At 54.1% G+C, this 26288-nt stretch carries 24 protein-coding genes; 16 read left to right on the forward strand and 8 right to left on the reverse strand.

The genetic code is table 11. The features are described from left to right. Nucleotides 1-4: 4 nt before the first annotated feature. The 11 genes from atpG to BLU63_RS10110 all read left to right on the forward strand — a co-directional run bounded on the left by atpG (nucleotide 5) and on the right by BLU63_RS10110 (nucleotide 14768). Nucleotides 5-865, forward strand: coding sequence for a F0F1 ATP synthase subunit gamma (gene atpG, locus BLU63_RS10060; RefSeq protein WP_010465463.1), 861 nt, complete (start codon nucleotides 5-7; stop codon nucleotides 863-865). 27 nt (nucleotides 866-892) lie between these two features. Next, on the forward strand, nucleotides 893-2272 hold the full coding sequence (gene atpD, locus BLU63_RS10065) for a F0F1 ATP synthase subunit beta (protein ID WP_008155715.1): 1380 nt from the start codon (nucleotides 893-895) through the stop codon (nucleotides 2270-2272). Nucleotides 2273-2317: 45 nt separating this feature from the next. Beyond that, nucleotides 2318-2743, forward strand: a complete 426-nt coding sequence (locus BLU63_RS10070; protein WP_010465460.1) for a F0F1 ATP synthase subunit epsilon — start codon at nucleotides 2318-2320, stop codon at nucleotides 2741-2743. Between the two features lie 116 nt (nucleotides 2744-2859). Then, nucleotides 2860-4227, forward strand: a complete 1368-nt coding sequence (gene glmU, locus BLU63_RS10075; protein ID WP_010465458.1) for a bifunctional UDP-N-acetylglucosamine diphosphorylase/glucosamine-1-phosphate N-acetyltransferase GlmU — start codon at nucleotides 2860-2862, stop codon at nucleotides 4225-4227. 255 nt (nucleotides 4228-4482) lie between these two features. Then, nucleotides 4483-5259, forward strand: a complete 777-nt coding sequence (locus tag BLU63_RS10080) for a DeoR/GlpR family DNA-binding transcription regulator (RefSeq protein WP_010465456.1) — start codon at nucleotides 4483-4485, stop codon at nucleotides 5257-5259. Between the two features lies 1 nt (nucleotide 5260). After that, nucleotides 5261-7093: a glutamine--fructose-6-phosphate transaminase (isomerizing) gene (glmS, locus tag BLU63_RS10085; protein ID WP_010465454.1), complete on the forward strand. Its 1833-nt coding sequence runs from the start codon at nucleotides 5261-5263 to the stop codon at nucleotides 7091-7093. Between the two features lie 283 nt (nucleotides 7094-7376). After that, the gene (locus tag BLU63_RS10090) at nucleotides 7377-8231 is read left to right on the forward strand and encodes a TnsA endonuclease N-terminal domain-containing protein (RefSeq protein ID WP_019821338.1); all 855 of its coding nucleotides are present in this window, start codon (nucleotides 7377-7379) and stop codon (nucleotides 8229-8231) included. Next, complete coding sequence (locus BLU63_RS10095) at nucleotides 8228-10396, forward strand: Mu transposase C-terminal domain-containing protein (RefSeq protein ID WP_019821340.1); 2169 nt, start codon at nucleotides 8228-8230, stop codon at nucleotides 10394-10396. The genes BLU63_RS10090 and BLU63_RS10095 overlap by 4 nt, the downstream gene beginning before the upstream one ends. After that, nucleotides 10393-11853 (forward strand): ATP-binding protein, encoded by a 1461-nt coding sequence (locus BLU63_RS10100; protein ID WP_019821342.1) that lies wholly within the window; start codon nucleotides 10393-10395, stop codon nucleotides 11851-11853. The genes BLU63_RS10095 and BLU63_RS10100 overlap by 4 nt, the downstream gene beginning before the upstream one ends. Before the next feature lie 16 nt (nucleotides 11854-11869). Beyond that, nucleotides 11870-13537, forward strand: a complete 1668-nt coding sequence (locus BLU63_RS10105) for a TnsD family Tn7-like transposition protein (protein ID WP_019821343.1) — start codon at nucleotides 11870-11872, stop codon at nucleotides 13535-13537. 361 nt (nucleotides 13538-13898) lie between these two features. Continuing rightward, complete coding sequence (locus BLU63_RS10110) at nucleotides 13899-14768, forward strand: TniQ family protein (protein ID WP_231990947.1); 870 nt, start codon at nucleotides 13899-13901, stop codon at nucleotides 14766-14768. A gap of 134 nt (nucleotides 14769-14902) precedes the next feature. On the opposite strand, the gene BLU63_RS10115 is transcribed toward BLU63_RS10110, so the two are convergent. Further along, entirely contained in the window at nucleotides 14903-15883 is a 981-nt protein-coding gene (locus BLU63_RS10115) for an IS5-like element IS1384 family transposase (protein WP_010466230.1), read from the reverse strand. 70 nt (nucleotides 15884-15953) lie between these two features. On the opposite strand from BLU63_RS10115, the gene BLU63_RS10120 reads away from it, so the two are divergent. Both BLU63_RS10120 and BLU63_RS10125 read left to right on the forward strand, forming a co-directional pair. Beyond that, nucleotides 15954-16724 (forward strand): transposase, encoded by a 771-nt coding sequence (locus BLU63_RS10120; RefSeq protein ID WP_231990948.1) that lies wholly within the window; start codon nucleotides 15954-15956, stop codon nucleotides 16722-16724. Nucleotides 16725-16912: 188 nt separating this feature from the next. Then, the gene (locus tag BLU63_RS10125) at nucleotides 16913-17245 is read left to right on the forward strand and encodes a DUF2790 domain-containing protein (protein WP_032874284.1); all 333 of its coding nucleotides are present in this window, start codon (nucleotides 16913-16915) and stop codon (nucleotides 17243-17245) included. A gap of 305 nt (nucleotides 17246-17550) precedes the next feature. Here the strand turns inward: BLU63_RS10125 and BLU63_RS10130 are convergent, their stop codons facing one another. From BLU63_RS10130 to BLU63_RS10150, 6 genes are all read right to left on the reverse strand, one after another. Beyond that, on the reverse strand, nucleotides 17551-18018 hold the full coding sequence (locus BLU63_RS10130; protein ID WP_024078245.1) for a DUF411 domain-containing protein: 468 nt from the start codon (nucleotides 18016-18018) through the stop codon (nucleotides 17551-17553). Beyond that, nucleotides 18008-18823, reverse strand: a complete 816-nt coding sequence (locus BLU63_RS10135) for a c-type cytochrome (protein WP_024078244.1) — start codon at nucleotides 18821-18823, stop codon at nucleotides 18008-18010. Before BLU63_RS10135 ends, BLU63_RS10130 begins: the two co-directional genes overlap by 11 nt. Nucleotides 18824-18832: 9 nt before the next feature. Next, complete coding sequence (locus BLU63_RS10140; protein ID WP_019821351.1) at nucleotides 18833-19807, reverse strand: copper resistance protein B; 975 nt, start codon at nucleotides 19805-19807, stop codon at nucleotides 18833-18835. Beyond that, entirely contained in the window at nucleotides 19779-20027 is a 249-nt protein-coding gene (locus BLU63_RS33020) for a hypothetical protein (RefSeq protein WP_154502361.1), read from the reverse strand. The genes BLU63_RS10140 and BLU63_RS33020 overlap by 29 nt, the downstream gene beginning before the upstream one ends. A gap of 12 nt (nucleotides 20028-20039) precedes the next feature. Next, nucleotides 20040-22016 (reverse strand): copper resistance system multicopper oxidase, encoded by a 1977-nt coding sequence (locus tag BLU63_RS10145; RefSeq protein ID WP_024078243.1) that lies wholly within the window; start codon nucleotides 22014-22016, stop codon nucleotides 20040-20042. A gap of 217 nt (nucleotides 22017-22233) precedes the next feature. Continuing rightward, complete coding sequence (locus BLU63_RS10150; RefSeq protein WP_019821356.1) at nucleotides 22234-22440, reverse strand: co-regulatory protein PtrA N-terminal domain-containing protein; 207 nt, start codon at nucleotides 22438-22440, stop codon at nucleotides 22234-22236. Between the two features lie 384 nt (nucleotides 22441-22824). Here BLU63_RS10150 and flgB point away from each other — a divergent pair, with 384 nt between their 5' ends. Then, a complete protein-coding gene (gene flgB, locus BLU63_RS10155) occupies nucleotides 22825-23238 on the forward strand; it encodes a flagellar basal body rod protein FlgB (RefSeq protein WP_019821357.1) in 414 nt (137 codons plus the stop codon). 118 nt (nucleotides 23239-23356) lie between these two features. On the opposite strand, the gene BLU63_RS10160 is transcribed toward flgB, so the two are convergent. Further along, nucleotides 23357-23557, reverse strand: a complete 201-nt coding sequence (locus BLU63_RS10160) for a heavy-metal-associated domain-containing protein (protein ID WP_019821359.1) — start codon at nucleotides 23555-23557, stop codon at nucleotides 23357-23359. Between the two features lie 411 nt (nucleotides 23558-23968). On the opposite strand from BLU63_RS10160, the gene BLU63_RS10165 reads away from it, so the two are divergent. Together BLU63_RS10165 and chrA are read left to right on the forward strand one after the other, a co-directional pair. Continuing rightward, nucleotides 23969-24913 (forward strand): chromate resistance protein ChrB domain-containing protein, encoded by a 945-nt coding sequence (locus BLU63_RS10165; RefSeq protein ID WP_024078242.1) that lies wholly within the window; start codon nucleotides 23969-23971, stop codon nucleotides 24911-24913. Further along, entirely contained in the window at nucleotides 24906-26264 is a 1359-nt protein-coding gene (gene chrA, locus BLU63_RS10170) for a chromate efflux transporter (protein WP_019821362.1), read from the forward strand. The genes BLU63_RS10165 and chrA overlap by 8 nt, the downstream gene beginning before the upstream one ends. The last annotated feature ends 24 nt before the right edge of the window (nucleotides 26265-26288 follow it).

A 26288-nucleotide genomic window follows, 5' to 3' on the forward strand; every position in this document is an offset into this window, starting at 1 on the left:
TTACATGGCAGGCGCAAAAGAGATTCGCAGTAAGATTGCGAGCATCAAAAGCACGCAAAAGATTACCAGCGCCATGGAAAAAGTGGCGGTCAGTAAAATGCGCAAGGCACAAATGCGCATGGCTGCTAGCCGTCCTTATGCGGAGCGCATCCGCCAGGTTATTGGCCATCTGGCCAACGCCAACCCGGAATATCGCCACCCATTCATGCTCGACCGTGAAGTAAAGCGCGTCGGTTATGTCGTGGTGAGCAGTGACCGTGGTCTGTGTGGTGGCTTGAACACCAACCTGTTCAAGGCTTTGGTCAAGGACATGGCGGTAAACCGCGAAAACGGCGTCGAGATTGATCTGTGTGTTGTTGGTAGCAAGGGTGCGGCTTTCTTCCGCAACTTCGGCGGTAACGTCGTAGCAGCTATCAGCCACCTGGGTGAAGAGCCGTCGATCAATGACCTGATCGGCAGCGTCAAGGTGATGCTGGATGCCTACCTGGACGGCCGTATTGACCGCCTGTCCGTGGTGTCCAACAAATTCGTTAACACCATGACGCAATCGCCTACCGTGGAGCAGTTGATTCCGCTGGTGGCAACCCCGGATCAGGAACTCAAGCACCACTGGGATTATCTGTACGAACCGGACGCCAAAGAGCTGCTTGACGGCTTGATGGTCCGTTACGTGGAGTCGCAGGTCTACCAGGCGGTGGTCGAGAACAACGCGGCTGAACAAGCTGCGCGGATGATCGCGATGAAGAACGCTACCGACAACGCCGGTGATTTGATCAGCGATTTGCAGCTGGTCTACAACAAGGCGCGTCAGGCTGCGATCACCCAAGAGATCTCGGAAATCGTCGGCGGCGCTGCCGCGGTTTAACGGTTCAAATATTCAGAGGATCCAGCTATGAGTAGCGGACGTATCGTTCAAATCATCGGCGCCGTTATCGACGTGGAATTTCCACGCGACAGCGTACCGAGCATCTACAACGCGCTGAAAGTAGTGAGCGCGGCTGAAACCACCCTCGAAGTTCAGCAACAGCTGGGCGACGGCGTGGTTCGTACCATTGCGATGGGTTCCACCGAAGGCTTGAAGCGCGGTCTGGAAGTCACCGACTCTGGCGCAGCCATCTCCGTACCAGTCGGTAAAGCGACCCTGGGCCGGATCATGGACGTCCTCGGTAACCCGATCGACGAAGCTGGCCCGATCGACACCGAAGAGCGCTGGGGCATTCACCGTCCTGCGCCAACCTTCGCTGAACAAGCGGGCGGCAACGACCTGCTGGAAACCGGCATCAAGGTTATCGACCTGGTTTGCCCGTTCGCCAAGGGTGGTAAAGTCGGTCTGTTCGGTGGTGCCGGTGTAGGCAAAACCGTAAACATGATGGAACTGATCCGTAACATCGCCATCGAGCACAGCGGTTATTCCGTGTTCGCCGGTGTGGGTGAGCGTACTCGTGAGGGTAACGACTTCTACCACGAGATGAAGGATTCCAACGTTCTGGACAAAGTGGCACTGGTTTACGGTCAGATGAACGAGCCGCCGGGTAACCGTCTGCGCGTAGCACTGACCGGCCTGACCATGGCCGAGAAGTTCCGTGACGAAGGTAACGACGTTCTGCTGTTCGTCGACAACATCTATCGTTACACCCTGGCCGGTACTGAAGTATCCGCACTGCTGGGCCGTATGCCTTCCGCAGTAGGTTACCAGCCGACCCTGGCCGAAGAGATGGGTACTCTGCAAGAGCGTATCACTTCGACCAAGAACGGTTCGATCACCTCGATCCAAGCGGTATACGTACCTGCGGATGACTTGACTGACCCGTCGCCAGCGACCACCTTCGCCCACTTGGACGCCACCGTCGTTCTGTCCCGTGACATCGCTTCCCTGGGTATCTACCCAGCGGTCGATCCACTCGACTCGACTTCGCGCCAGCTGGACCCGAACGTAATCGGCCAGGACCACTACGACACCGCTCGCGGCGTACAGTATGTTCTGCAACGTTACAAAGAACTGAAGGACATCATTGCGATCCTGGGTATGGACGAGCTGTCGGAAGCCGACAAGCAGTTGGTAAACCGTGCTCGTAAGATCCAGCGTTTCTTGTCGCAGCCGTTCTTCGTGGCTGAAGTCTTCACCGGTGCTTCGGGTAAATACGTTTCCCTGAAAGACACCATTGCTGGCTTCAAAGGCATCCTCAACGGTGACTACGACCACCTGCCAGAACAAGCGTTCTACATGGTCGGCGGCATCGAAGAAGCGATCGAGAAAGCCAAGAAACTGTAATCCCGGCGCCCGGCAACGGGCGCTAATTTAGGTTGAGGCAATCAGATGGCTATGACAGTCCATTGCGATATCGTCAGCGCGGAAGGGGAAATCTTTTCCGGCCTGGTCGAGATGGTGGTTGCGCACGGTGCACTGGGTGATCTTGGTATCGCCTTGGGTCACGCGCCGCTGATCACTAATCTCAAGCCGGGTCCGATCCGCCTGATCAAGCAGGGCGGGGAAGAGGAGGTGTATTACATCTCCGGTGGTTTCCTCGAGGTTCAGCCGAACATGGTCAAGGTTCTTGCCGACACCGTGCAACGTGCTGCCGACCTGGACGAAGCCTCCGCTCAGGAAGCCGTTAAGGCTGCCGAGAAGGCCTTGCATGAGCGGGGCGCGGAATTCGATTACGGTTCTGCTGCCGCACGTCTGGCCGAGGCCGCAGCTCAGCTGCGCACCGTCCAGCAGATCCGCAAGAAGTTTGGCCACTAATAGGCCATTGCTTGTTGCGCGATTGATTAAAAAGGGTAGCCTCGGCTACCCTTTTTTCTTTTCCGTTTTTCATAACCTGGTCGCAGCCGCTGACCACCCAGGATTGGTAGCCAGTCATGTCTCTTGAAATCGTTATTCTCGCTGCCGGCCAAGGCACTCGCATGCGTTCGGCGTTGCCGAAAGTTCTGCACCCGATCGCCGGCAACTCGATGCTTGGCCATGTTATCCACAGCGCCCGGCAACTTGATCCACAGCGCATCCACGTGGTGATTGGCCATGGCGCCGAAGCGGTGCGCGAGCGTCTGGCGGCGGATGATCTGAATTTCGTCCTGCAGGACCAACAGCTGGGTACCGGCCATGCGGTGGCTCAGGCCGTGCCGTTCATCGAGTCCGACACCGTACTGATCCTGTACGGTGACGTTCCGCTGATCGAAGTTGAAACCTTGCAACGTTTGCTCAAGAAAGTGGCCCCGCAGCAACTGGGCTTGCTCACCGTCGAGCTGGATGACCCGACCGGTTATGGCCGCATCGTCCGCGATGCCGCCGGCAAGGTCACGGCCATCGTTGAGCAGAAAGACGCCAACGAGTCCGAGCGCGCAATCACCGAAGGCAACACCGGCATTCTGGCCCTGCCTTTCGCACAGCTGGGTGGATGGATGAGCCGTCTCTCCAACAACAATGCCCAAGGCGAGTATTACCTGACGGACGTGATCGCAATGGCAGTCAGCGATGGTCTGGTGGTGGCCACTGAGCATCCCCATGACGCCATGGAAGTGCAGGGCGCCAACGACCGCAAGCAGCTCGCCGAACTCGAGCGTCATTATCAGTTGCGCGCCGGTCGCCGCTTGATGGCTCAAGGCGTGACCCTGCGTGACCCGGCCCGTTTCGATGTACGCGGTGAAGTCACCGTCGGCCGAGACGTGCTGATCGATATCAACGTGATCCTTGAAGGCAAGGTCGTCATTGAAGATGACGTGGTGATCGGCCCGAACTGTGTGATCAAGGACAGCACCCTGCGCAAAGGCGTGGTGATCAAAGCCAACAGCCATATCGAAGGTGCGATCCTGGGCGAAGGCAGCGATGCCGGTCCATTCGCACGTCTGCGTCCGGGTACGGTGCTTGAAGCTCGCGCGCATGTGGGTAACTTTGTCGAACTGAAAAACGCCCACCTGGGTGAAGGCGCCAAGGCCGGTCATTTGACCTACCTGGGCGATGCCGAGATCGGTGCGCGCACCAACATTGGCGCGGGCACCATCACGTGCAACTACGATGGCGCCAACAAGTGGAAAACCGTCTTGGGTGAAGACGTGTTCATCGGTTCCAACAACTCGTTGGTGGCGCCTGTGGATATCTCTTCCGGTGCGACGACGGCGGCCGGTTCAACCATCACGCAGAATGTGGATAACGCGCAGTTGGCTGTGGGGCGGGCACGTCAGAAGAACATCGATGGCTGGAAACGGCCGGTGAAGATCAAAAAGAGCTGAGTTATCCACAGTGCGTTGCGGCGGTTTTGAGATTGCCTTCGCGGGCAAGTCGGATCGCCGCCCACTCGCTCCTGAAGGATCCATGTCGTTAACAAATTTTGTGAACGACTCTGGCCCTTAGGAGCGAGCGGGCGGCGATCCGACTTGCCCGCGAAGCTTTTATCCACAGATAATTTTTCTAGCGCAGACTTGACGAAGTTTCGCCAATAGGTTTTGATTGCTTCCGTTATCTTTCGAATCGAAACTTACTCGCTCATGTCGAAACGCAATACACCCCAACGCCGCCACAACATTCTCGCCTTGCTCAATGAACAGGGCGAAGTCAGTGTGGACGAGCTGGCCAAGCGCTTCGAAACTTCAGAAGTTACGGTTCGCAAGGATTTGGCCGCACTTGAAAGTAATGGTCTGCTGCTACGCCGTTACGGCGGAGCGATCACCATGCCTCAGGAGCTGGTAGCCGACATCGGTCAACCGGTTTCCAAATACAAGCAAGCCATCGCCCGCGCTGCTGTTACGCGGATTCGTGAGCATGCTCGGATCATCATCGACAGCGGCAGCACCACCGCCGCGATGATCCCGGAACTCGGCCAACAGCCGGGCTTGGTGGTGATGACCAACTCCTTGCACGTTGCCAATGCGTTGAGCGAACTCGAACACGAGCCGGTGCTGTTGATGACCGGTGGCACTTGGGACCCGCATTCCGAGTCCTTTCAAGGCCAGGTCGCCGAGCAAGTACTACGCTCTTACGACTTCGATCAGTTGTTCATCGGTGCCGATGGCATAGACCTGGTTCGCGGTACCACCACCTTCAATGAATTGCTGGGTCTGAGCCGGGTCATGGCTGACGTCGCCCGTGAAGTGATCGTGATGGTGGAGGCCGACAAGATCGGCCGCAAGATTCCTAATCTGGAGCTGCCCTGGAGCAGCGTCCATACCCTCATTACCGATGAACGCCTGCCACTAGCGGCACGCGATCAGATTCAGGCCCGCGGCATCAATTTAATTTGCGCGGCTGTCAGTCAGGAGAAATAGCATGTGTGGAATTGTCGGCGCAGTCGCAGAACGTAACATCACCGCCATCCTGCTCGAGGGCCTCAAGCGCCTGGAGTACCGTGGCTATGACAGCGCCGGTGTGGCGGTCTTCACCAACGATGAAAAGCTCGAGCGCATGCGTCGTCCGGGCAAGGTCAGCGAACTGGAAAACGCGTTGGAAGCCGAACCTCTGATCGGTCGCCTCGGCATCGCCCACACCCGCTGGGCCACTCACGGTGCGCCGTGCGAGCGCAACGCGCACCCGCATTTCTCCGGCGACCTGGCCGTGGTGCACAACGGCATCATCGAGAACCACGAAGCCCTGCGCGAACAGCTGAAAGCCTTGGGTTACGTGTTCACCTCGGACACCGACACCGAAGTCATCGCACACCTGCTGAACCACAAACTCAAGGACCTGCGCGATCTGACCGTGGCCCTCAAAGCCACCGTTAAAGAACTGCACGGTGCTTATGGTCTGGCCGTTATCAGCGCCGATCAACCAGATCGCCTGGTGGCAGCGCGCAGTGGCAGCCCGCTGGTGATCGGTCTGGGCCTGGGTGAAAACTTCCTCGCTTCCGACCAGTTGGCCCTGCGTCAGGTCACCGACCGTTTCATGTACCTGGAAGAAGGCGATATCGCCGAAATTCGCCGCGACAGCGTGCACATCTGGGACGTGAACGGCCAAACCGTCGAGCGCGAAAGCGTGCAGTACCGCGACGGCGCTGAAGCAGCCGACAAGGGCGAATTCCGCCACTTCATGCTCAAGGAAATCCACGAGCAACCGGCCGTGGTTCAACGCACCCTCGAAGGTCGTCTGAGCCCGAACGGTGTCTTGGTGCAGGCGTTCGGTCCACAGGCTGCCGAGCTGTTCGCCAAAGTGCGCAACGTACAGATCGTCGCCTGCGGCACCAGCTACCACGCCGGTATGGTTGCCCGGTACTGGCTCGAAGAGCTGGCCGGTATCCCGTGCCAGGTCGAAGTCGCCAGTGAATTCCGCTACCGCAAAGTCGTGGTGCAGCCGGATACCCTGTTTGTCACTATCTCTCAGTCCGGCGAAACCGCCGATACCCTGGCTGCCCTGCGCAACGCCAAGGAACTGGGCTTCCTCGCCAGCCTGGCGATCTGCAACGTCGGCATCAGCTCGCTGGTGCGTGAATCCGACCTGACCCTGCTGACCCAGGCCGGTCGCGAAATCGGCGTGGCCTCCACCAAAGCCTTCACCACCCAATTGGTCGGCCTGCTGTTGCTGACCCTGTCCCTGGGTCAGGTTCGCGGCACCTTGGCCAAAGGCGTCGAAGCCACTCTGGTCGAAGAACTGCGTCGTCTGCCAACACGGCTGGGCGAAGCCTTGGCCATGGACAGCACCGTAGAGAAAATCGCCGAGCTGTTCGCCGAGAAGAACCACACCCTGTTCCTCGGTCGTGGCGCGCAATTCCCGGTCGCAATGGAAGGGGCCCTGAAACTCAAGGAAATCTCCTACATCCACGCTGAAGCCTACCCGGCCGGCGAACTGAAGCACGGTCCGTTGGCGCTTGTGGATAACGACATGCCCGTGGTCACCGTGGCACCGAACAACGAACTGCTGGAGAAGTTGAAATCCAACCTCCAGGAAGTCCGCGCCCGTGGCGGCCAGTTGATCGTCTTCGCAGACGAGAAGGCTGGCATGACCAACGGCGAAGGCACCCACGTTGTCCACATGCCGCACATCCACGACATCCTGTCGCCAATCCTCTACACCATCCCGCTGCAGTTGCTGTCGTACTACGTGGCCGTGTTGAAAGGCACTGACGTTGACCAGCCGCGGAATCTGGCGAAGTCGGTGACGGTGGAATAAGTTATCCACAGCTGACTGAACACTTGGTTTTGAACAATAAAGATTGACACAAAACAATAAAGTTTGACACTCATGAACATAGATTGACACAAGGCCCAAACCCCCGTATCTATGGGGGTTTTTCCTTTCCAGGCTTTCCCTTTGGTCTGGATTCATCGCTTCAACTCTCCGCGGGTGTAGTCTAGAAAACGCTTTGAAATATGGCCGCTACGGCGGTCATGTCCTTCTACGACTTTTTCTCGGCGTGAGGTGAAGCGGTCCGCATCGACTGAGGAGGCGTGGGTTGCGAGGTCGTAAGTTTGCATCACAGCAAGACATTGAACGGCATATTGCAAATGGATTTGGCGAAGGCGCCGGGGCAAGCTACGTGCCTTGGCTGCGGGTACAAGATGTCCCGTCGATAGGTCGTTCGCACAAGATCCAAGGTGTGAAGATCGAGAGGATTCATCACCTACTGTCAGATCTCGAGCGTTCGTACTTCCTTGTGTGTGAATTTTCTGAAAACGTCGTGGATATCCGTGAGCAATATCCGTTACTACCTACAGAGCGTGCGCAAGCGATAGCGTCGGCAATAGATGTACGTTATCCCAGATACCCTAGAACGACACTGCCCTATGTAATGACAACAGATTTCCTGCTAACTGTTAAGGACTTGAACGGAAACTTTAAGTCGGTAGCTAGAACTGTGAAGTATCGATCCGACCTAGTTGGCAAAGGAAGTAACCGCACGCTTGAAAAACTTGAGATTGAAAAGCGCTTTTGGCATAGCCAAGGTGTTGATTGGAAGATCGTCACAGATGAGTTTTTTACACGAGATTTGATAAAAAATCTTGGACTAATCAGAAAATACTCGAAGCTGCATCGCGATTTAATGAAAGTCCCGTTGCATTCGAATTTTATCGACTGCCTAGCAAACAGCCGGGAATATTCGTGGACCTTGGCCACCTGTCTAAGAAAAATAGCATGCCTTCTGTCCATTTCCTATATAGATGCTCAAGCAATTTTCTTCCATCTGGTTTGGAACAAGATACTGAAAATAGATTTGGTTAACACTCCTCTCCACCTTACTGGTCTAGTTCCTGACTTCGAAGTTTTCCAGATCCCTGCCCAAGTATCGTTGATGGAGAAAATGTCATGACTGTTCTCGTTAATGACGTTTTCGAGCCTGTTACCGATCTGTCGGTCATCTCTACGATAGCCAGGCTCATTTACCAGGATGAAACGCATGACTTAGCAGTTGTGATAGATCTAGCTGACCCTCCCCGGCAGCCGTACGCTGTTGGTCTTGATGAGCTGCGTCGCTCGCTAGCGTCTGGTCACACCAAACCAGCAGCCATCACCACGCCCGAGTTTATGCTTGTGCTTGAGGAGCAGTTGGATGAGAGAGCCAAGCAAGGCCGGGACGAAAAGTGGGCCGTCATCGCCCCTCTGCTAGATCCTGAATATCCAGGACAAATATTTGTACGGGGGGAGTTAGGCCGGCTTGTTAGCAAACGGGCGTCAGAGCTCGGAATCCAGCGAAAAACTATCTATCGGCTTCTTTACCGATATTGGTTTTATGGTCAAGTTCGAAACTCATTGCTTAATAATTACTCGGCGGTAGGTGTTGCCGATAGAAAATATGATCCAAGTAGGCCTCCAGGGCGAAAGCCTAAGTTTCAAGGCGTTCTTACTGCGCCTTCCAAGATGCTCGGTGCGGTTGATAAACGATGCATCCGAGTTGGGTATTCCCTTTATGTAAAAGATAAAAAGTCTTCTATTTCGAGCGCATATGACGAAATGTTGAGAAGATTCTACTCGGTTCGAGACATCTCTAAAAACAGTGAAGAAGAGCTTCGTTTGCTGCCTAGCTTAGAGCTGCCCAGCCTGAGGCAGTTCAGATATTGGGGACAGATTTTTTTCGACGAAATTGAAACCGAGCGTGGCCGTAAAGGGTTGAGGAAGTGGTTAAAGGACTGCCGTCCGCTTTCAGGTACCGTTCGCGATTGGCTGCGTGGACCGTGTCATCAGTTCGAAATCGACGCAACTATTGCCGATATTTATTTGGTCAACAGCTACTCTAGACGGATGCTCATTGGCCGGCCCGTAGTTTATATCGTTGTGGATAGTTTCTCCGGAATGATTGTTGGCCTCTATGTAGGATTGGAAGGTCCCAGTTGGAACGGGGCGAGGCAAGCGCTGTTCAACGCGTTTACCTCCAAAGTCGAGTTCTGCGCTCAGAACGGCGTTGAAATCAATTCAGATGATTGGAATTGTCACCACCTGCCCCACCAGATTTACGCCGACAGGGGAGAGATGTTGTCACTGGCAGCAGAGGGGCTATCGTCAGGCTTGGGAATTGAGATGGGCACTGCTCCGCCTTATCGGCCTGATTGGAAGCCTATGGTAGAAAGTCGGTTTGGCATTTTGAATGATTTGACGGGTATCAGATGGCTACCTGGCGGGGTAGCTGCGCGAGACAAAGAGCGAGGCGAGCGAGATTACCGGCTCGATGCCACGCTGAACCTCAAAGAGTTCACCCAGATACTCATCAATTGCGTGCTCCACTATAACCGGCACCATCGACAGCCTGACCGACTGACTCAGGCGATGATGAATGACGGCGTTGAACCTACGCCCAACGGGATATGGAATTGGGCCTGCGAAAACGACCTGATCGAATCCAACAAACGTCCCGACGAGCTGGTTTACCTCCATCTCTTGCCGCGCGAGCGCGCGACCGTTCAAAAGGGCGGGGTGATGTTTCGCGGCATGCACTACGTGTGTGATATGGCCATAGAGAAAGATTGGTTTGCCAAGGCTCGCAAAGGGGGCGTTTGGTCAATAGAGTGTTGGTTCGATCCGAACTCTGCGGCGCACATCTGGATCCAGGGAGAGGCCAAGCAGTTTATCCGCTGTGATCTTCGACGATCGGATGCCGGTTACGCGAATTACCGCTCGGACGAGATTTTTGATCTGCTCGAAGCCTATCGCCAAAAACCGCCTACTCGCCGGCGAGCCGAGCTGGAAAGCCGTGTCCAGCTTAGCGATCAGGTCCACCAGATCATCAGTCATGCGCTCGCAGAACGAAAATTGGAACCTGCTCCGCCCACCAAGGCAGAGGCCACTGGGAACATCCGCGAGAACCGCGCAGAAGAACGTCTCCGTGAGCGTGAAAATGCGGTTGTTCCTGAAGGCGTCAGGGCGGAGCCAGCTTCACTTCAATCTGAATTGACACCGAAAGCGCATGACTCATATGCCGGCGAGCGAACTGCGCAGGTTATCGATTTGCTCAAAAGAATTCGGCCAGGACAGGCAAAATGAAAGGTGCGCAGACGTTTGCCAATTACGTCAAACAGGACATAAGTGAGTATGCGGGCAATCCGCTTATCGAAGCTTTGCCTCCGATATTGTCGGAGGCGGCGGCTATTGAGCTGATCTCGAATTTTCCTCAGCCGGTGGATCCGAAAGAGCTGACCCTCGAAGGATCCACTCGAATTCACTGTATCGACCGGTTGAGAACCGTGGTGCAGCCGTTTTTGTTACACCTGGAACTGGAGGCCCTGTTTTCACTGCTCATCCGTCGAGGGTATGTTGGGCGTAACCCGATGTCGCCCGCTACCGTCCGGCATTTGCATTCTTTATCGGGGGCTCAGCGTTACCACGATGCGTTCAAGTCCACTGCAGAAACGTTCACCGTCGTCGGCCTGAGCGGCATTGGCAAGTCGACGGCACTCCACGCCATTTTGAGCCTTTATCCACAGACAATCCGTCATGAGCGTTATGAGGGAAAGCAGTTTGTTCATACCCAAATCACTTGGCTGAAGCTTGACTGCCCTCGGGATGGATCGCTGGCTGGATTTTGCCAGCAGTTTTTTTATGCAGTTGGTGACGCTCTAGGAGACAAGGACTATCACAAGCGCTACAGGCATCGAAACATCAATGATGCGCTGCAACAGATGGAGCAGGTGGCCAGCACGTTTTTCATCGGCGCCTTGTTAATCGACGAGCTGCAAAACCTCCACTTGGCGAAAACCGGTGGTAAGGAGAGCATGCTGAATTTCTTTCTGCACTTGGTTAACAACATTGGTATCCCGGTCGTTTTCAGTGGCACGAACTCTACGATTAGCCTGTTCTCAGAAGTCATGCGGACTGCCCGCCGAGTCTGTGGTGCCGGTACGCTGGAATTCAAACGATTCGAGAAAGATGATGAGGAGTGGCGGTTGTTAGTCGAAAATCTCTGGAGCTATCAGTGGTGCAAACAGACTGCTGAGCTGACCGACGAGATTTTCGACACGCTGTATGAGCACACTCAAGGCGTCACAGATTTCCTGGTCAAGCTGCTGGTATTGAGTCAGCGTTATGCGGTCCAGAGTGGCTCGGAGTGTTTGACTGCCGAGGTCCTGGTGAAGGTAAGCAACTCAAAAATGCAGATTCTAAAGCCAGCCCTTTCAGCTCTGCGTAGCCGAGATCCGAAGCGGATGCGACAGTTCGACGATTTGCTGCCGATTGAGGATCAGCTGAGCGAAATGATGGTCTTCGATGGTTTGGCACGAGAGGATCGCCTTGCCTTGCTTCGAAGTGTTGTATCCCGTGAGAAGCCGGTAGACCCATCTCCAACCATTCTTGCGAAAGGCCACCCATCGCCAATTGCTACTGCAGTGGAAAACTCAGAGGCTACAGCGCTAAGCGAACATGACGCTCCCCTCGATGCTCTGCGCGCTGCGGGCTGGCTCAACGAGGACCTGTTTGAGTTCTCACCGATGTACCACAAAGCGTGAGTCGGGAGGTGGCGAAGTGCACCTTAAACTCCATTTCTTCCCCGCCGCGTTTCCCGACGAGACGCTGCACAGCGTGATTTCTCGCTATGCCCGTCTTTGCGGTGTTCGTAATTGCCAAGAAGCATTTGCCGGACTGAAATCGGCGGCAGCATTTTCGCAAAATGTGGCATTCCCAAGTCATTTAGGGGAGTTTGTCGACGCGCTACCCAGCGGTACCGAGCTATCGATAGCCGAGGTCCTCATGCGTCACACGCTATTACCCTACTATGCGCCGTTTTTGAGTATGAGCCAGGTAGAACACGCTCGGACGCTGATGACTGCCGATGGGAAGGGCTTGATGTTGAAGCTGGGCGTCAACGCGAGCCGTATTGGATTCGCCTCCCGAGTGCGGTTATGCCCAGAATGTATCGCCCAAGATCAGGCCCAACGGGGAGTTGCTTACTGGCACAGGGTCCACATGCTTCCAGGCGTGCTGGTATGTCCGCATCACGGCACGTCACTTAGGATCCTTGATCCTCGCTGGTCCAGCCGTAGCTCTCGACAACTCAATCTGCCGAGTGATGAGAATGTGCAAGCACACACGGTACTTCTCGATACCCCGTTGCTGCGCATGCCGCCGCTTCACGAAATAGCGTTGCGATCACTTCAGGTCATCGAGTCTGAAGTCAGTGCTTTGTCGGCGGAGGCGGTGCGCTACACGCTTTTACAAAGGGCAACGCAGCTTAACCTTGCCTCTGATAACCATCGCTTGCACCTGCACATGCTGGCGCAGCACATGGCCGATTTTTTTGCTGCACTCCCGCGAGAATGGGAATTTTCTATACTCGGAGAAGTTCGTGCAGGTACACCCGCCTCATGGGTCATGAAGCTGCTTCGTACGCCAATAACCTCCCACCATCCGCTCAAATACATTTTATTGGCCGGTGCTCTGGGCATTGACATGGTGAGCTTGCTGCATGGTCAACGCCCAATGAAACAGGCGGTGGCGTGTGGTCCGAAAGCTCACATTCGACTTCACACGCGCCTTTCTCCGGTGATGCCTGGTGAAGGCCTGGACTGTTCGTCAGCCGCTGTGTGGAAACATGCTCTTGAGGGAGCTGATGCCAAAAAGATCGCTGCCGTTCTAGGCGTTTCATTGGCGTATGTCTATCGTCACATCCGAAATGTAGCCGGCGGGCAAGGTGCTTGGAGGGAGGCACGATTTCACATTGAGCTATGCGCAAGACGCGCGGCTTTCGAGGCTGATTATCGCTTTTACAAAGCACATGCATGCAGGGGGTATGCGTGGCTGTATCGCCACGATAGGCAGTGGCTTTCGGAGTCAACTGTAAACCCAAGCCCCCATCGTACGCCCCGTCTAAATAGCGCCGAAATGTTCGCTGCCCTCGATGCGAGACTGGCCGAAGAAGTCCGTCAGTGTGCTGAAGCGCTTTATGCTCTTGCGGGTAAGCCTGTCCGCATCTCGCGTACCAGAATTGGCCGGGAGCTTCATGTTCTGTCTCGCTTCGAAAAGCAGCTCTGCAAGCTTCCTCTCTGTGCAGCAATGCTCGACAAAGTATGTGAATCAATCGAAGGCTTTCACGATAGGCGTCTGCGATGGGCTAGACGCAAATTGCTCTCGGAGGGCAAGCCTGTATCACGTTCTTCGCTCTACCGGGTCGCGAGCATTCGGCCCACGCTGTAATCCAGCCCGCCATTCCCTCCATCTAAAAAACGTTCTGAATTAATTCACCGTGAACACATTGTTTTTCTGTTAATGAAAATTTGCACCTTCCAGAATAGGTCCGGAATACGCATGATCACGATCAGCAAGTAAAATGTACTAACCTGCGAGCAATCGCCATGGGCTGACCTACGCGGGTTATCGATACGTGTGTTGTATTCAAGGAGTACGGTCGCGGCAGGGTTTAAATGAATTCACTACGATTCAAAGTTGAGCGGCTGTGTCATTTCCAAATCCAGGCCGGATACAGAATTTTACGGGTTGCATATATACTGCCCTCGGATGCACGTTCTCTTCGAGCCCTACCTTTAATCGGTAAATGATGTCTGATCTATTATTTTTCCCCGTATCGATGCCGGATGAAATGCTGCACTCTCGTGTCACCCGCTATCACTATCTGTCAGGCAATAGAACCGCGACAGAAACCTACCGCGATTTGTTCGCATCGAAACCCTTTTGCATTGGTGGCATCGTACCCAAGCAGATCGAGAGGCTCGCCCACAGGCTGCCGGGGCAATCGGAGAGCAATCTCGCAGAGCTGATCAGTAGCAACACGACTTTTCCTGCTTACCGACCTTTTCTTGGGGTTAAGCAGGGTCCGGAGAACAACGTAGGACCGCTCGGTTATGACGGGGTGGTACGGGTGCCCCGCAGAGAAGAGTCCACCCATGGCAAGGCTAAGCTTTGTCCTACCTGCGTTCAGGAGGATTTGATTGATCGGGGTTCTGCCTACTGGCATCGATCTCACCAGATACCCGGTGTTGCCGTCTGTTGGCGTCATGGCGACGCATTGATCCATGCCTGCCCCGAGTGCTCTCGCCCGTTCTACCGAAAATTGAAGCTACTTCCCAATCTGACTGAGCCATGCGCGTGCGGCTGGAGCCCCTTAAACAGCGCAGCGACTCACAAGGGCTCAAATCTGGAACAGAAAGTCGCCCTGTTCGCACACGATATCTTGCAACGCAATATTCCTCCGATAGGCAGTACGGTATTAAGTTCGTGCTACGTCCGCCAATGCAAGAAACGCGGATTCATTTTCGGAAAAAATGCGGGTATCGCAAAACTATTCGACAGCATCCAAAGCGCTTACGGCGATGAGCTTTTGTCGCAGATTGATCCAGCCTATAACACCGGGAAGCATGAGCAATGGATCCGGCTCAAATCAGACAAAGGTCAGCTAAGGATGGTCTGAAGTAGCCATGTATTTCCCCGGCATACCACCTAGCGCAACTTTTAAACTCGCCAAATGATCAAAAAACAATCAATTCGACGAGTATTTCTTACGTTTTCGCCACCCGGACCCCACTCCGGTGGCCATTTCCCGCATTACAGGCGCACCTCTCCTGCATTCGTCAGTAAATGTCGGCGCGCCATCCACAGGTTCGACAGAGCGAACAGTGTCACCAGTTGCGCCGTGTTTTTGGCCAAGCCGCGAAAGCGCACCTTGGTGTAACCGAACTGGCGCTTGATTACCCGGAACGGATGCTCGACCTTGGCGCGCACCTGAGCCTTGGCCTTTTCAATCTTGCGCTTGGCTTTGTACAGCACGCTGCGCTTATCGAGTTTTTTGTAGGTGCTGCGGCGTGCCGCCACCTGCCAGATAACTTCACGTCCTTCATGCTCGGGCCGCTTTTCGACACCGGTGTAGCCTGCATCGGCGCAGACCACGTTTTCGTCGCCATGCAGCAATTTGTCCACCTGGGTGACATCCGCCACATTGGCCGCCGTGCCCACTACGCTGTGCACCAGACCCGATTCGTCATCGGCGCCGATGTGGGCCTTCATGCCAAAATAATACTGGTTTCCCTTCTTGGTCTGGTGCATTTCCGGGTCGCGCTTGCCGTCCTTGTTCTTGGTCGAACTGGGCGCATTGATCAGCGTTGCATCGACGATGGTGCCCTGGCGCAGCGACAGGCCGCGGTCGCCCAGATAGCCATTGATGACAGCGAGGATGCCGGCCGCCAGCTCGTGTTTCTCCAGCAAGCGGCGGAAGTTGAGAATGGTGGTTTCGTCGGGGATGCGCTCCAGGTTCAGCCCGGCAAACTGGCGCAGGATCGTGGTTTCGTACAGCGCTTCCTCCATCGCTGGATCGCTGTAGCCGAACCAGTTCTGCAGCAGATGCACACGCAGCATCGCCATCAACGGGTAGGCCGGACGGCCACCTTCACCTTTCGGATAATGTGGCTCGATCAAAGCAATCAAGCCCTTCCACGGCACCACCCGATCCATCTCGATCAGGAACAACTCCTTGCGGGTTTGCTTGCGCTTGCCAGCGTACTCGGCGTCGGCGAAGGTCATCTGCTTCATCGGGAAACTCGGTGGGTGGGGTCGCGGTATTTTGCCAAATCAGAAAGTCTTTTTCAGAGTTTCCCTAAATATGCCGCTCGCGCGGCATTTGATCATTGCTCTTCATTTGTTTTCCAGTGCAGATGACTTTGAAGAGGCTCTGAAGAATGAGTCTATCCTGCTGAGTGCCTCTATTTCTCCGCGAGTTCCCAAAGGCGAAGAATCGCATCCTAACCAAAAAACTAGATATCGCCAAAAAATTGAGTTGCTTTTAGCGCTACGTGCCGACGCCGATGTCGAGTACCTCTGGAAGAAAGCGTACAAACCTACGCAATGGATTCTAGAAAATGATAACGCATGGTTAATGGCAAAACTCCGTGCACCTAAAAAAGTTGCAGTTACGGCCGAGAAGTCTGTCGACTCTAGAGACGGCGCGTATGCAGCCCTTATCGAAGCGGGCGTAGATGAGCTATACAAAGTTACGAAAGATCCGAAGAGAGTGAACATTCGGAATTTGCAATCGCTGCTCCCAAGTTCGTTACCTCATGAACTGGATCTGCGCAAGCAGAAGTTTCCCCTTACTTATCAACAGATCAAGATTCATCAAGAGTCAGTATGGCATTTCCGTCTAAGAACTTTGGTGTGGACTGTCTCTGAACTCATCAGGATGAAGCTCCCGGTGAATTACTCGACGGTAAGATTGACCTCAGCGGTAGCAAGCAAGGTTTTCCTGGTTTTTTCCAGTTTCTTCGAGTGGGATCTGGAAAGCTTGGCAAGAACCGGAGTCGACGCGGAGGCCTTGCTCAGATCTACCGGCGTATCGAGGAATTGGGAGGGACCACCGGTTCCAATAAGCTTTTGAGGGCATCTGTATTCCGTCAGCGTCTGCCAACCTCAGGTGATAATAAAAATCCCATCTGGCTCCTAAGCGTAGACGCGGAGCAGGGTCCACCTTTCACATTAGTAACATTCGCGGCAGCTTTCTGAAAGCTTTCACTTGTTACTCTTTAACTCAGAAATAATTGAGCTCTGGAGATAATTATGAAAGCAATGACAGCAATGAAAGGATTTTTTGCCGCTACTATTTTGACCTTATCTGCTTTGGCCATGGCTGAGGGAGGCGGTGACCGCGTTTATGGTCGAATGATGCAAGAGAACCAACAGGCAATGGAACAATACGCCTCAAGAAATGGTAAGACACCTCCTGAAATTGTTCATTATGAATATGGTATGAACCTCGATATCCAGAAGGTCGTCAGTGTCACACAAGCCAATAAAACCTGTGGTATTGCTCCTTCGCGCATGACCTACGAAGACTCTACCGGCAAGCTTAACACCGTGGAATATAAGGTTATGGCCGACAACTGCCCACATGGAAGCTAGACCATGCAAATTATTTAAGCGCAACATAATTTTCCGTTTGTCCGAACAAGCTTACTGCCCGCTGACGTAGAAGTAATTTTCAGGACAGGCTGAAGTTATCCATTTTATGAAATCATCTCTGTCAGTTGAAAGGTTTCTAACGCGCAGTGAAGTATTGCTCAACCACCAGATACATCCCGCCTCCTTGTTTCTCCTTTGGTTTGGGAGGCGGTTTAGGCGCCCTAGTGGCGCCTTTTTTACGTTCAAAATGAGCTATGTCCTCTGCACTGCCATGACCCTGACCATGCAGGAACAAGATTAGAAGATCAGTTTCCGGGGTATTCAGCAATGACGTGGTCTGTGCCTGCTTTGGACAAGCCGATTACCTTATAAGCGTCATGTTTCCCGTCCACTTCCATTCCTGGGGAGCCGGCCGGCATGCCAGGAACGGCGATCCCGAGAAGGTCGTCACGTTTGCTCATCGCAATGATTTGCTCGGCGGGCACGTGACCTTCAACAAACTTTCCATTGATCATTGCTGTGTGGCAGGACGAGAGTCGTGGAGCAACACCGAGATCCTGCTTGACCGCGCTCATGTTGGTTTCTACATGATCAACGACGGTGAAGCCGTTAGCTTCAAGGTGCTGGATCCACTTCTTGCAGCATCCACAGTTAGCGTCACGATGGACGTCGATCGTCAGCGACTCTGCTGCATGACCAGCTGAACTGATAAACAGAGCCGCAAATGCAGCGAGGCGAAGTGCCCGACCGGGACGAAGAAAGTTATTTCGCATGGGTATGTTCCTTCCCATCAGCGTGGGTATGAGTTTTTGGCTGAGTGGCCGGAGTTTCAGGGGCGTCATGTGAAGCCTCCACAACCTGAGGATGGGCGTGTTCGGTACTTTCATCCTGAGAAGGCGCTGCGGCCGCCTCATGGGCATGAGCGCTGTTTCTCTCGCCATGATGGTCGCCTGCTTCGGCTATCTCTTCGGCTGCACTCGCGTCATGATGCCCCGCGACAACGCCTTTTTGGCCCTCATGCTGGCCTTCATGGTTATGCATTTTGCTCTCACCGCCACCGTGTTGATGACCACCGCTGCTGGTTGCTAGAGCTTTGTATTGCTCTGCATCCAATGAAGGCAGTTGCTGGAGAAAAGCGACCATTCCCCATATGTAGGGATCGGCCATGCTTTTACCCCAAGCGGGCATGCCTGTGGATTTGATTCCATGCTTGATGATCCAGAAAGCTGCGGCAGGGTTTCCATCAACGCCCAGTTTTGAAAGATTCGGAGGTGCAGGGTAAAGGCTATTACTTAACTCGGTTCCTGCAATACCCGGAGCCAGATGGCAACCGATGCACATAGAGTTGTAGTTGCCAGCACCTGCGCGGATGAGAGCTTCTTCGCTCAGGTCGGGGACTTTAATGTCGCGTGAGCGCACTTCGATCGAGCGATCCCGAGCGGTGGAAAGTAGCGCGTAAACGGGATCGGAATGTGGTTCATCCGCCCCAACATTGATCACACCAAAATAAACCACGCCGGCACCTGTTATTGCGGCAACCACCCCGGCAGCAGTCAATGTTTTCAATGTTCTTTTCATGTCAGGCCCTCAAAACCACATCCGAATACCGGCGACAAACCGGGCCTCGTTGGCATCCTCTCCTTCATCGCTGGCCAGATCTGCCGTATTGCCGTAGGAGCGGCTCCAGCTAACACCAATGTAAGGGGCAAATTGGCGAACAATCTCATAACGCAATCGGAGCCCTACTTCGGTGTTTGCCAATCCAGACCCAATGCCGCGCTGGGGATCATTTTTTCCGTAAAAATTGGCTTCGGCCGTCGGCTGCAAGATCAGGCGATTGGTCAGCAGAATGTCGTAGTCGCCTTCCAATCGAGCAGCGGTTTGACCGTTCTCACCGATGTAGGCGGTCGCTTCGGCTTCAAAGTTATAGAGGGCCATGCCCTGAATACCGAGCGCTCCCCAAGTTTGTGGTGACCCGGGTTTGAAGTCTTGTCGTACGCCGGTGACGACATCCCACCATGGACCGATGGAGTGCCCCCAAAGTGCTGAGAGTTCAGCGTTTTCCGTTACGCCATTGGTACGTTCGCCTTCCGAGCGCAACCACAGTCGGTCAACGTCACCGCCGATCCATCCTTTTGCATCCCAGGCCAATGCACTACCGTTGTCAGCATCCTGGTACTCAAATTTATCCAGCAGCATGAAGGAATTTAGTTTTTTGTCGTGGACACCATGACCAGCGACATCTGGAAAGGCGGCTGCACGGTCAGCGTCGGTAAGTACGGGGACTGGGGTTCGACTGGTGGTAGTCGCCCCTCCATCCATACTTTCCATTCCGTCCATTTGCCCGTCATCCATACTCATCTTGCTGTGATCCATAGCCCCCATCTTGCTATGGTCCATAGCTCCGATTGAGCCGTGGTCCATCTTGGAGTGATCCATCTCTTCAGCGGCGTGAACCACGACAAAGAAAGCAGGACTGGTAGAGACTGCCAGTGCTATCAACGTTGGGCGTAAAAACTTACTGGTCATGATCTCAATCTGCCTTTTTGGTTTTTTGGTCATGATCCATCGACTCATGGCTCATCTTGCTGTGATCCATTGACCCGTGATCGGGCTTTGACTCGTTTGTCGCAGTTGGAGGCTTGCTCGTTGCTTCCGCAGGAGTAGCAGGTGAATGAACACTACTATCTTCGACTGCCAGCGCCACGGACGAGAGTCCACCCATCAAGCCGACGGCAAAGAGGCAACCGACCAGCGATTTACGATTTAGGTATGTGCTCACAGATCGTCTCCTTTACTCATCAACCCGTACTTCACGGAACATGCCCATTTCCATATGGAAAAGCAGGTGGCAGTGATAGGCCCAGCGACCTAAGGCATCGGCGGTGACTCGATAGCTGCGCTTGGTACCTGGTGGCATGTCGATTGTGTGCTTGCGCACCATGAACTTGCCGTTCTCATCTTCAAGGTCGCTCCACATGCCGTGAAGGTGGATGGGGTGGGTCATCATGGTGTCGTTCACCAGGGTGATACGCAGACGCTCCCCATACTTCAGACGAAGCGGCTCGGCGTCAGAGAATTTGATGCCGTTGAAGGACCACGAAAACTTCTCCATGTGACCGGTCAGATGAAGCTCAATGGTGCGATTGGGCTCGCGACCGTCAGGGTCTTGGAAGGTGCTTTTCAGGTCTGAGTAGGTGAGCACTCGACGACCATTGTTTCGTAACCCGATGCCTGGATCGTTTAGCTTGGGCGTTGGGTTCATGGCTTGCATGTCAACCAACGGGTTGTTGGTTTCGGACGCTGGGTGAGTTTGCATTTCGCCACCCATACCGCCCATCCCTGCCATCTTGCTGTGGTCCATGCCAGCCATGTTGGACATGTCGCCTTTGTCCATTCCCGCCATCTTGCTGTGGTCCATGCCGGCCATGTTGGACATGTCGCCTTTGTCCATTCCCGCCATCTTGCTGTGGTCCATACCGGCCATGTTAGTCATGTCACCGCTGTCCATGCCGGTCATCCCGGTCATGTCACTTTGGTCCATTCCCGCCATTTTGCTGTGGTCCATGCCCGCCATGCCTGACATGTCACCTTGTTTCATATCGCCGCCGCCCATACCAGCCATGCTGCCATGGTCCATGCCCGCCATACCGCCCATACCCATGTCATCCATGGTCAAAAGCGGCCGAGGATCGATCGCAGGTACCTGTGCCTTTAATCCTTCGCGAACTGCCAAGGTTCCACGTGCATAACCGGTTCTATCCATGGACTGGGCGAAGATTGTGTAAGCTTCTTCGCTGGCAGGTTCTACGATCACGTCATACGTTTCTGCCACGGCGATGCGGAATTCATCGACGCTGACTGGTTCGACATGTTGGCCGTCAGCCGCCACAACGGTCATTTTCAAACCAGGGATGCGGACGTCGAAATAGCTCATAGCTGAGCCGTTGATAAAGCGCAGGCGCAGCTTCTCGCCCGGCTTGAAAATACCGGTCCAGTTACCGTTAGGCGCCTGGCCATTCATGAGATAGGTGTAAGTATCCCCACTGACGTCTGCGAGATCAGTGGGGTTCATTTTCATTTCAGCCCACATCTTCCGGTCGGCCACGGCAGCAGACCAACCTTGCTTGCTGACGTCGTCGATAAAGTCGCCCACGGTACGTTTGTGGTGATTGTAGTAGTCCGATTGCTTCTTGAGCTTGGCCATGACGCGACTAGGATCTTCATCGGTCCAGTCAGTCAACATCACCACATAATCGCGGTTGTATTGAAAAGGTTCAGGCTCTTTCGAGTCGATGACGATTGGACCGTAAACGCCTGCCTGCTCCTGCAAACCAGAGTGGCTGTGGTACCAGTACGTACCGTTCTGATGCACCTTGAATTTGTACTCGTACATGCCATCGGGCGCGATGCCATGGAAACTCAAACCCGGTACACCGTCCATATTGGCGGGCAGAATGATCCCGTGCCAATGAATGGAGGTGTCTTGGTCTAGGCGATTTTTCACACGCAGTGTGACCGTCTCGCCTTCGCGCCAGCGCAGCAAAGGTCCGGGCAACGAACCATTGATGGTCATGGCTGTGCGCGGCGAGCCAGTTATGTTTACAGGGGTTTCACCAATAAACAGATCAAATTCGTTACCGGTGAGAACGCTCGGCAGACCAGGACTGGTCACTGCCCATACAGGAGTGCGCCACAGACCCAGGCCGCCGAGAATGCCACCAGCGGCCAGGCCTTTAACGAATGTCCGCCTAGAGGTTTTGGAATGCATGCCGTTTATGTCCGATCAGTCAAAAGGGAAGCCGTGCGAAACAACCAATGAGTTGCTCAAACAGGTGAAGGCACTCTCTCGGGGGGTGTAATGAGCCCGAATGAGCTCGCTCGCCGTCACTAAAAACGAGTTCTTACGGCAAGCGAGCTCAGAAATTGCCACATTTGAACCACCACAGTGATTACATTTCTGTCAGCTTGGGAGCGCAGCAAGCTATTCAGCAATTCTTGTGGTCCGTCGATTTGGCTTGGCTTTCTGCGATGGGAGGTTGGGTGCTTTGCTTTTGGGCTACTTGATACGATTCCATTGAATTATTCCTAGCCGCTTCCATACGTGCGAACGCCCGGTCACCACCGCCTTCAGCCATTGCCAAAGAAGAGACGGTCAGGGCTGCGATGACGAACAAAGTTTTGATGGGGTTCATTTGAATTTCCTCGGATGAGTATTGGTAACCCCCGAATCCACATCAAGTGATGATTCTTAGGGGTGAGCTTAAGGCTCAATAGGACTATAAGACTCATCCCCTGTCAGGAACCTTAGGTGAATATTACAGTTGTGTCAGGTTGCGATATTTCTCTTGAGGAACACGCTATTTAATCCGTAAGGTCTCGATCTTCCAGCGTCACACCGCTATTTACTGAGTATCAGTTTGAGGTGCGTGACTTTGTAAGTTTCCGTTAACTTTCAAGGGGAAGATGTTTTTTTAGTTTCTTTACTGGAACTGCATATCTGAACCTGGATGCACCGCGTCAACACTTAAGTGTTCGATGTTCATGGGAAATAGTAGCGCTACTGAGGGTGATTTAGCGTGAGTATTAATTTTGAGAAAGCGCTTGGCTTCGCAGAAAGAGCGTTAATTTATCGTAGTCAAAGAGCTGAGATCCTGAGTAACAATATCGCAAACGCTGATACGCCGAACTTCAAGGCCCGAGACTTAGATTTTTCTACTGTGCTTGCAAGCCAGACAACAGAAACTCCTGCTACTCCGTTTTATTTGAAAACAACAAATGTAAAACACGTTACCGAAAAAGAATCAGCAGGTGATATTTACGGAGGTGCGTTGCTTTACAGCACACCAGCTCAACCTGCCATTGATCAAAATACTGTCGATCAGCAGGTCGAGGTCGCAAAATACACAGAAAATGGAATACGTTTCGACGCCGCTTTTACTCGGTTGAATGGAGCATTCAAAGGTTTGCTCAAAGCTCTGCGAGGTGATTAGTAGCGCAAGGGCTTGCGAGCGGTAATTGTGGCCGACGCGGCTGCTTCGGTACTCCCTGAGGGTTCACCAAGGGGAGCCCCCTGCATACGGGGCTCTGACTAGGGGCAGGTGTCAGCATTCAAGCGCTGATCTGAGAAGGAAAACCTAACGCCTCGACAGCTTTACGAATCTGCTCTGGGCTTTCGCTGCTTTCAACACTCACCTTACCGGCTGACCGATCCACGGAAACCGTAGCTTCGTTGTCCAGTGACTGAATCGCTTTGGTAATTTTGCTGACGCAACTGCCGCAACCAATGCCTGATACATCTAAGACGAACATGGTTATTCCTCTCGTGCTGAGCGGTCTCTTTTCACCGCACCGACAGCATCAACGTTGACACGATGGCAAGGTCAATAGTTATCTGTTTCGGGTTGTGAGCGTCATTCATGGGTAATTGCACAGTCTGGACCACCCTTTTGCATTTGACCTAACCAGCCATTTGCATCGGATTCGACCAGTACGCTTCTTGGCCATGACCGGCAGAGAACGGCCAAAACCGGACGCTCATCACGAACGTCTGAAGCTTGAAAGCCTGACTGACAGGCCAACACGCACAGCACCTATTAACCCTGCCTTCGCAACCCCTTCTCCAGTTGGTCTCGCCAAAACCCTAGCTCTATAGGGCGGCTTTCCAAACGCCAAGATTAGGAGTAATGTAATACTGACTACATATTAAATAGCTATCTCTACATGAAAAATTGGCTGACTCTGATTCTTGGCTTACCCACCGCTAATGCCACCGAACGCATGCGGGCTTGGCGCGCTTTGAAAGCTTCAGGTGCGGCAGTTTTGCGCGATGGTGCTTACCTGCTGCCTGATACCGGTGTCTGTCGTGAAGCGTTAGCGTCTGTCGAACGCGACATCCTGGCCATCAACGGCACCGCTTACGTCTTGCCCGTCGTCGATTCTCACGGTGAGCGCTTTGTCGAGCTGTTCGACCGTAGCGAGGACTACACCAAGCTACGCACTGAGATCGAAGCATGCCGTGCACAGCTCAATGCTGAGAACGCACTGGCCACCACCAAGCAGATTCGCAAGCTGCGCAAAGCCTACGAACAACTGGTCAACATCGATTACTTTCCAGGTAAGCCGAAGCAGCAAATTAATTTGGCTTTGCAGGAGCTAGAGACAGCGGTTAGCAGGGCCCTGTCTCCGGATGAGCCACACAGCAGCAACCAAACAATAACGACACTCTATGTTGATGATTATCAGGGACGCGTCTGGGCAACACGCAAGCGTCCCTGGGTCGACCGACTGGCGTGTGCCTGGCTCATTCGTCGCTTCATTGACGCGCAAGCTCAGATCCTCTGGCTGAACACGCCACAGGACTGTCCAGTCGGTGCCCTGGGTTTTGATTTCGATGACGCAACCTTCAGCCATGTTGGTAACCGCGTCACCTTCGAAACCCTACAAGCCAGTTTTGAGCTTCAAGAGCCCGGCCTAAACCGTATCGCCGCATTGGTGCACTACCTCGATATCGGAGGTATCCAGCCGGTGGAGGCTGCCGGTATCGAACGGGTGCTGGCAGGGCTACGTGAAACCATTACCCATGACGACCATCTGCTGGCAGCTGCAAGTGCCATCTTCGATGGCCTGCTCGCCGGGTTCGTGAAAGAGGAGCAACCCAATGAGTAAGGTTTTGGCACCAGAGGTTGAAGAGGATATGTCGAGGCCTGAACCGATTAGTCTGCGTGAGGCGTTCTGGTTCTGGCTGAAGCTCGGCTTCATCAGTTTCGGCGGGCCAGCCGGACAGATCTCGATCATGCACCAGGAGCTGGTGGAACGGCGACGCTGGATTTCCGAGCGCAGATTCCTGCATGCCCTCAATTACTGCATGTTGTTGCCTGGGCCTGAAGCTCAGCAGTTAGCAACCTACATTGGCTGGCTAATGCATCGAACCTGGGGCGGAGTTATTGCGGGTGCTTTGTTTGTACTGCCCTCACTTTTCATCCTGATCGCTCTTTCGTGGATGTATATCGCCTTTGGCGATGTCCCCGCGGTGGCCGGACTTTTCTATGGGATCAAACCCGCCGTAACGGCCATCGTGGTGCAGGCGGCACATAGAATCGGCTCTCGGGCATTGAAGAACAATTGGCTGTGGGCAATAGCGGCGGCTTCATTTACCGCGATCTTTGCATTCAATGTTCCGTTCCCGCTGATCGTCTTGGGGGCCGCGTTAATCGGCTATGTCGGAGGTCGCCTGGCTCCCGAGAAGTTCAGAGCTGGGGGGCATAGCGCCGCCAAAAAGTCCTTCGGCCCAGCCTTGATCGATGACGACACTCCGTCCCCGGAACATGCCCGGTTCAGCTGGTTGAAATTGGCATCGCTCGCACTGATCGGCGCCGTGCTATGGGCTTTGCCGATGGGGATTTTGACCGCCCTCTTTGGTTGGGAAGGAACCTTGACCCAGATGAGCTGGTTCTTTACCAAGGCGGCATTACTGACCTTTGGCGGAGCCTACGCAGTGCTCCCATACGTCTACCAAGGCGCGGTCGGTCACTATGGCTGGCTAACCCCGACGCAGATGATCGACGGGCTGGCTCTGGGGGAAACCACGCCAGGGCCGCTGATCATGGTGGTGGCTTTCGTCGGCTTTGTCGGGGCCTATGTCTTGCAAGTATTCGGTGCCGATCAAGTATTTCTGGCGGGAGCTGTGGCCGCCGCCCTAGTGACCTGGTTCACCTTTCTACCATCGTTCCTGTTCATCCTCGCGGGTGGCCCGCTGGTGGAGTCGACCCACAACGAACTCAAGTTCACGGCACCCCTTACCGCCATTACGGCGGCGGTGGTGGGAGTTATCCTCAATCTGGCGTGTTTCTTCGGCTATCACGTACTTTGGCCGAAAGGCTTCAGCGGTAACCTGGACTGGCCCTCCGCGTTGATCGCGATTGCTGCGGCGATTGCCTTGTTCCGCTTCAAGCGAGGCGTCATTCAGGTACTGATGGCCTGCGCGCTCGTCGGGTTGGCTGTGCATTTGCTGCGCTAGAAAGCATGAATTGATTAGCAATCT

Origin of the sequence: Pseudomonas mandelii, from assembly GCF_900106065.1 — a bacterium.
In the GTDB taxonomy this organism is placed as follows: Bacteria; Pseudomonadota; Gammaproteobacteria; order Pseudomonadales; family Pseudomonadaceae; genus Aquipseudomonas; species Aquipseudomonas mandelii.

Bases quoted from the DNA above. Each gene is read 5' to 3' on its own strand.
- BLU63_RS10100 (WP_019821342.1), top strand. From the start codon at position 10,393: ATGAAAGGTGCGCAGACGTTTGCCAATTACGTCAAACAGGACATAAGT.
- atpG (WP_010465463.1), top strand. From the start codon at position 5: ATGGCAGGCGCAAAAGAGATTCGCAGTAAGATTGCGAGCATCAAAAGC.
- BLU63_RS10120 (WP_231990948.1), top strand. From the start codon at position 15,954: ATGCCGCTCGCGCGGCATTTGATCATTGCTCTTCATTTGTTTTCCAGT.
- BLU63_RS10125 (WP_032874284.1), top strand. From the start codon at position 16,913: ATGACAGCAATGAAAGGATTTTTTGCCGCTACTATTTTGACCTTATCT.
- glmS (WP_010465454.1), top strand. From the start codon at position 5,261: ATGTGTGGAATTGTCGGCGCAGTCGCAGAACGTAACATCACCGCCATC.
- glmU (WP_010465458.1), top strand. From the start codon at position 2,860: ATGTCTCTTGAAATCGTTATTCTCGCTGCCGGCCAAGGCACTCGCATG.
- BLU63_RS10135 (WP_024078244.1), bottom strand. From the start codon at position 18,823: ATGAAAAGAACATTGAAAACATTGACTGCTGCCGGGGTGGTTGCCGCA.
- BLU63_RS10150 (WP_019821356.1), bottom strand. From the start codon at position 22,440: ATGAACCCCATCAAAACTTTGTTCGTCATCGCAGCCCTGACCGTCTCT.
- atpD (WP_008155715.1), top strand. From the start codon at position 893: ATGAGTAGCGGACGTATCGTTCAAATCATCGGCGCCGTTATCGACGTG.
- BLU63_RS10160 (WP_019821359.1), bottom strand. From the start codon at position 23,557: ATGTTCGTCTTAGATGTATCAGGCATTGGTTGCGGCAGTTGCGTCAGC.
- BLU63_RS10115 (WP_010466230.1), bottom strand. From the start codon at position 15,883: ATGAAGCAGATGACCTTCGCCGACGCCGAGTACGCTGGCAAGCGCAAG.
- BLU63_RS10070 (WP_010465460.1), top strand. From the start codon at position 2,318: ATGGCTATGACAGTCCATTGCGATATCGTCAGCGCGGAAGGGGAAATC.
- chrA (WP_019821362.1), top strand. From the start codon at position 24,906: ATGAGTAAGGTTTTGGCACCAGAGGTTGAAGAGGATATGTCGAGGCCT.
- BLU63_RS10165 (WP_024078242.1), top strand. From the start codon at position 23,969: ATGAAAAATTGGCTGACTCTGATTCTTGGCTTACCCACCGCTAATGCC.
- BLU63_RS10080 (WP_010465456.1), top strand. From the start codon at position 4,483: ATGTCGAAACGCAATACACCCCAACGCCGCCACAACATTCTCGCCTTG.
- BLU63_RS10095 (WP_019821340.1), top strand. From the start codon at position 8,228: ATGACTGTTCTCGTTAATGACGTTTTCGAGCCTGTTACCGATCTGTCG.
- BLU63_RS10145 (WP_024078243.1), bottom strand. From the start codon at position 22,016: ATGCATTCCAAAACCTCTAGGCGGACATTCGTTAAAGGCCTGGCCGCT.
- BLU63_RS10140 (WP_019821351.1), bottom strand. From the start codon at position 19,807: ATGACCAAAAAACCAAAAAGGCAGATTGAGATCATGACCAGTAAGTTT.
- BLU63_RS10110 (WP_231990947.1), top strand. From the start codon at position 13,899: ATGTCTGATCTATTATTTTTCCCCGTATCGATGCCGGATGAAATGCTG.
- BLU63_RS10130 (WP_024078245.1), bottom strand. From the start codon at position 18,018: ATGCGAAATAACTTTCTTCGTCCCGGTCGGGCACTTCGCCTCGCTGCA.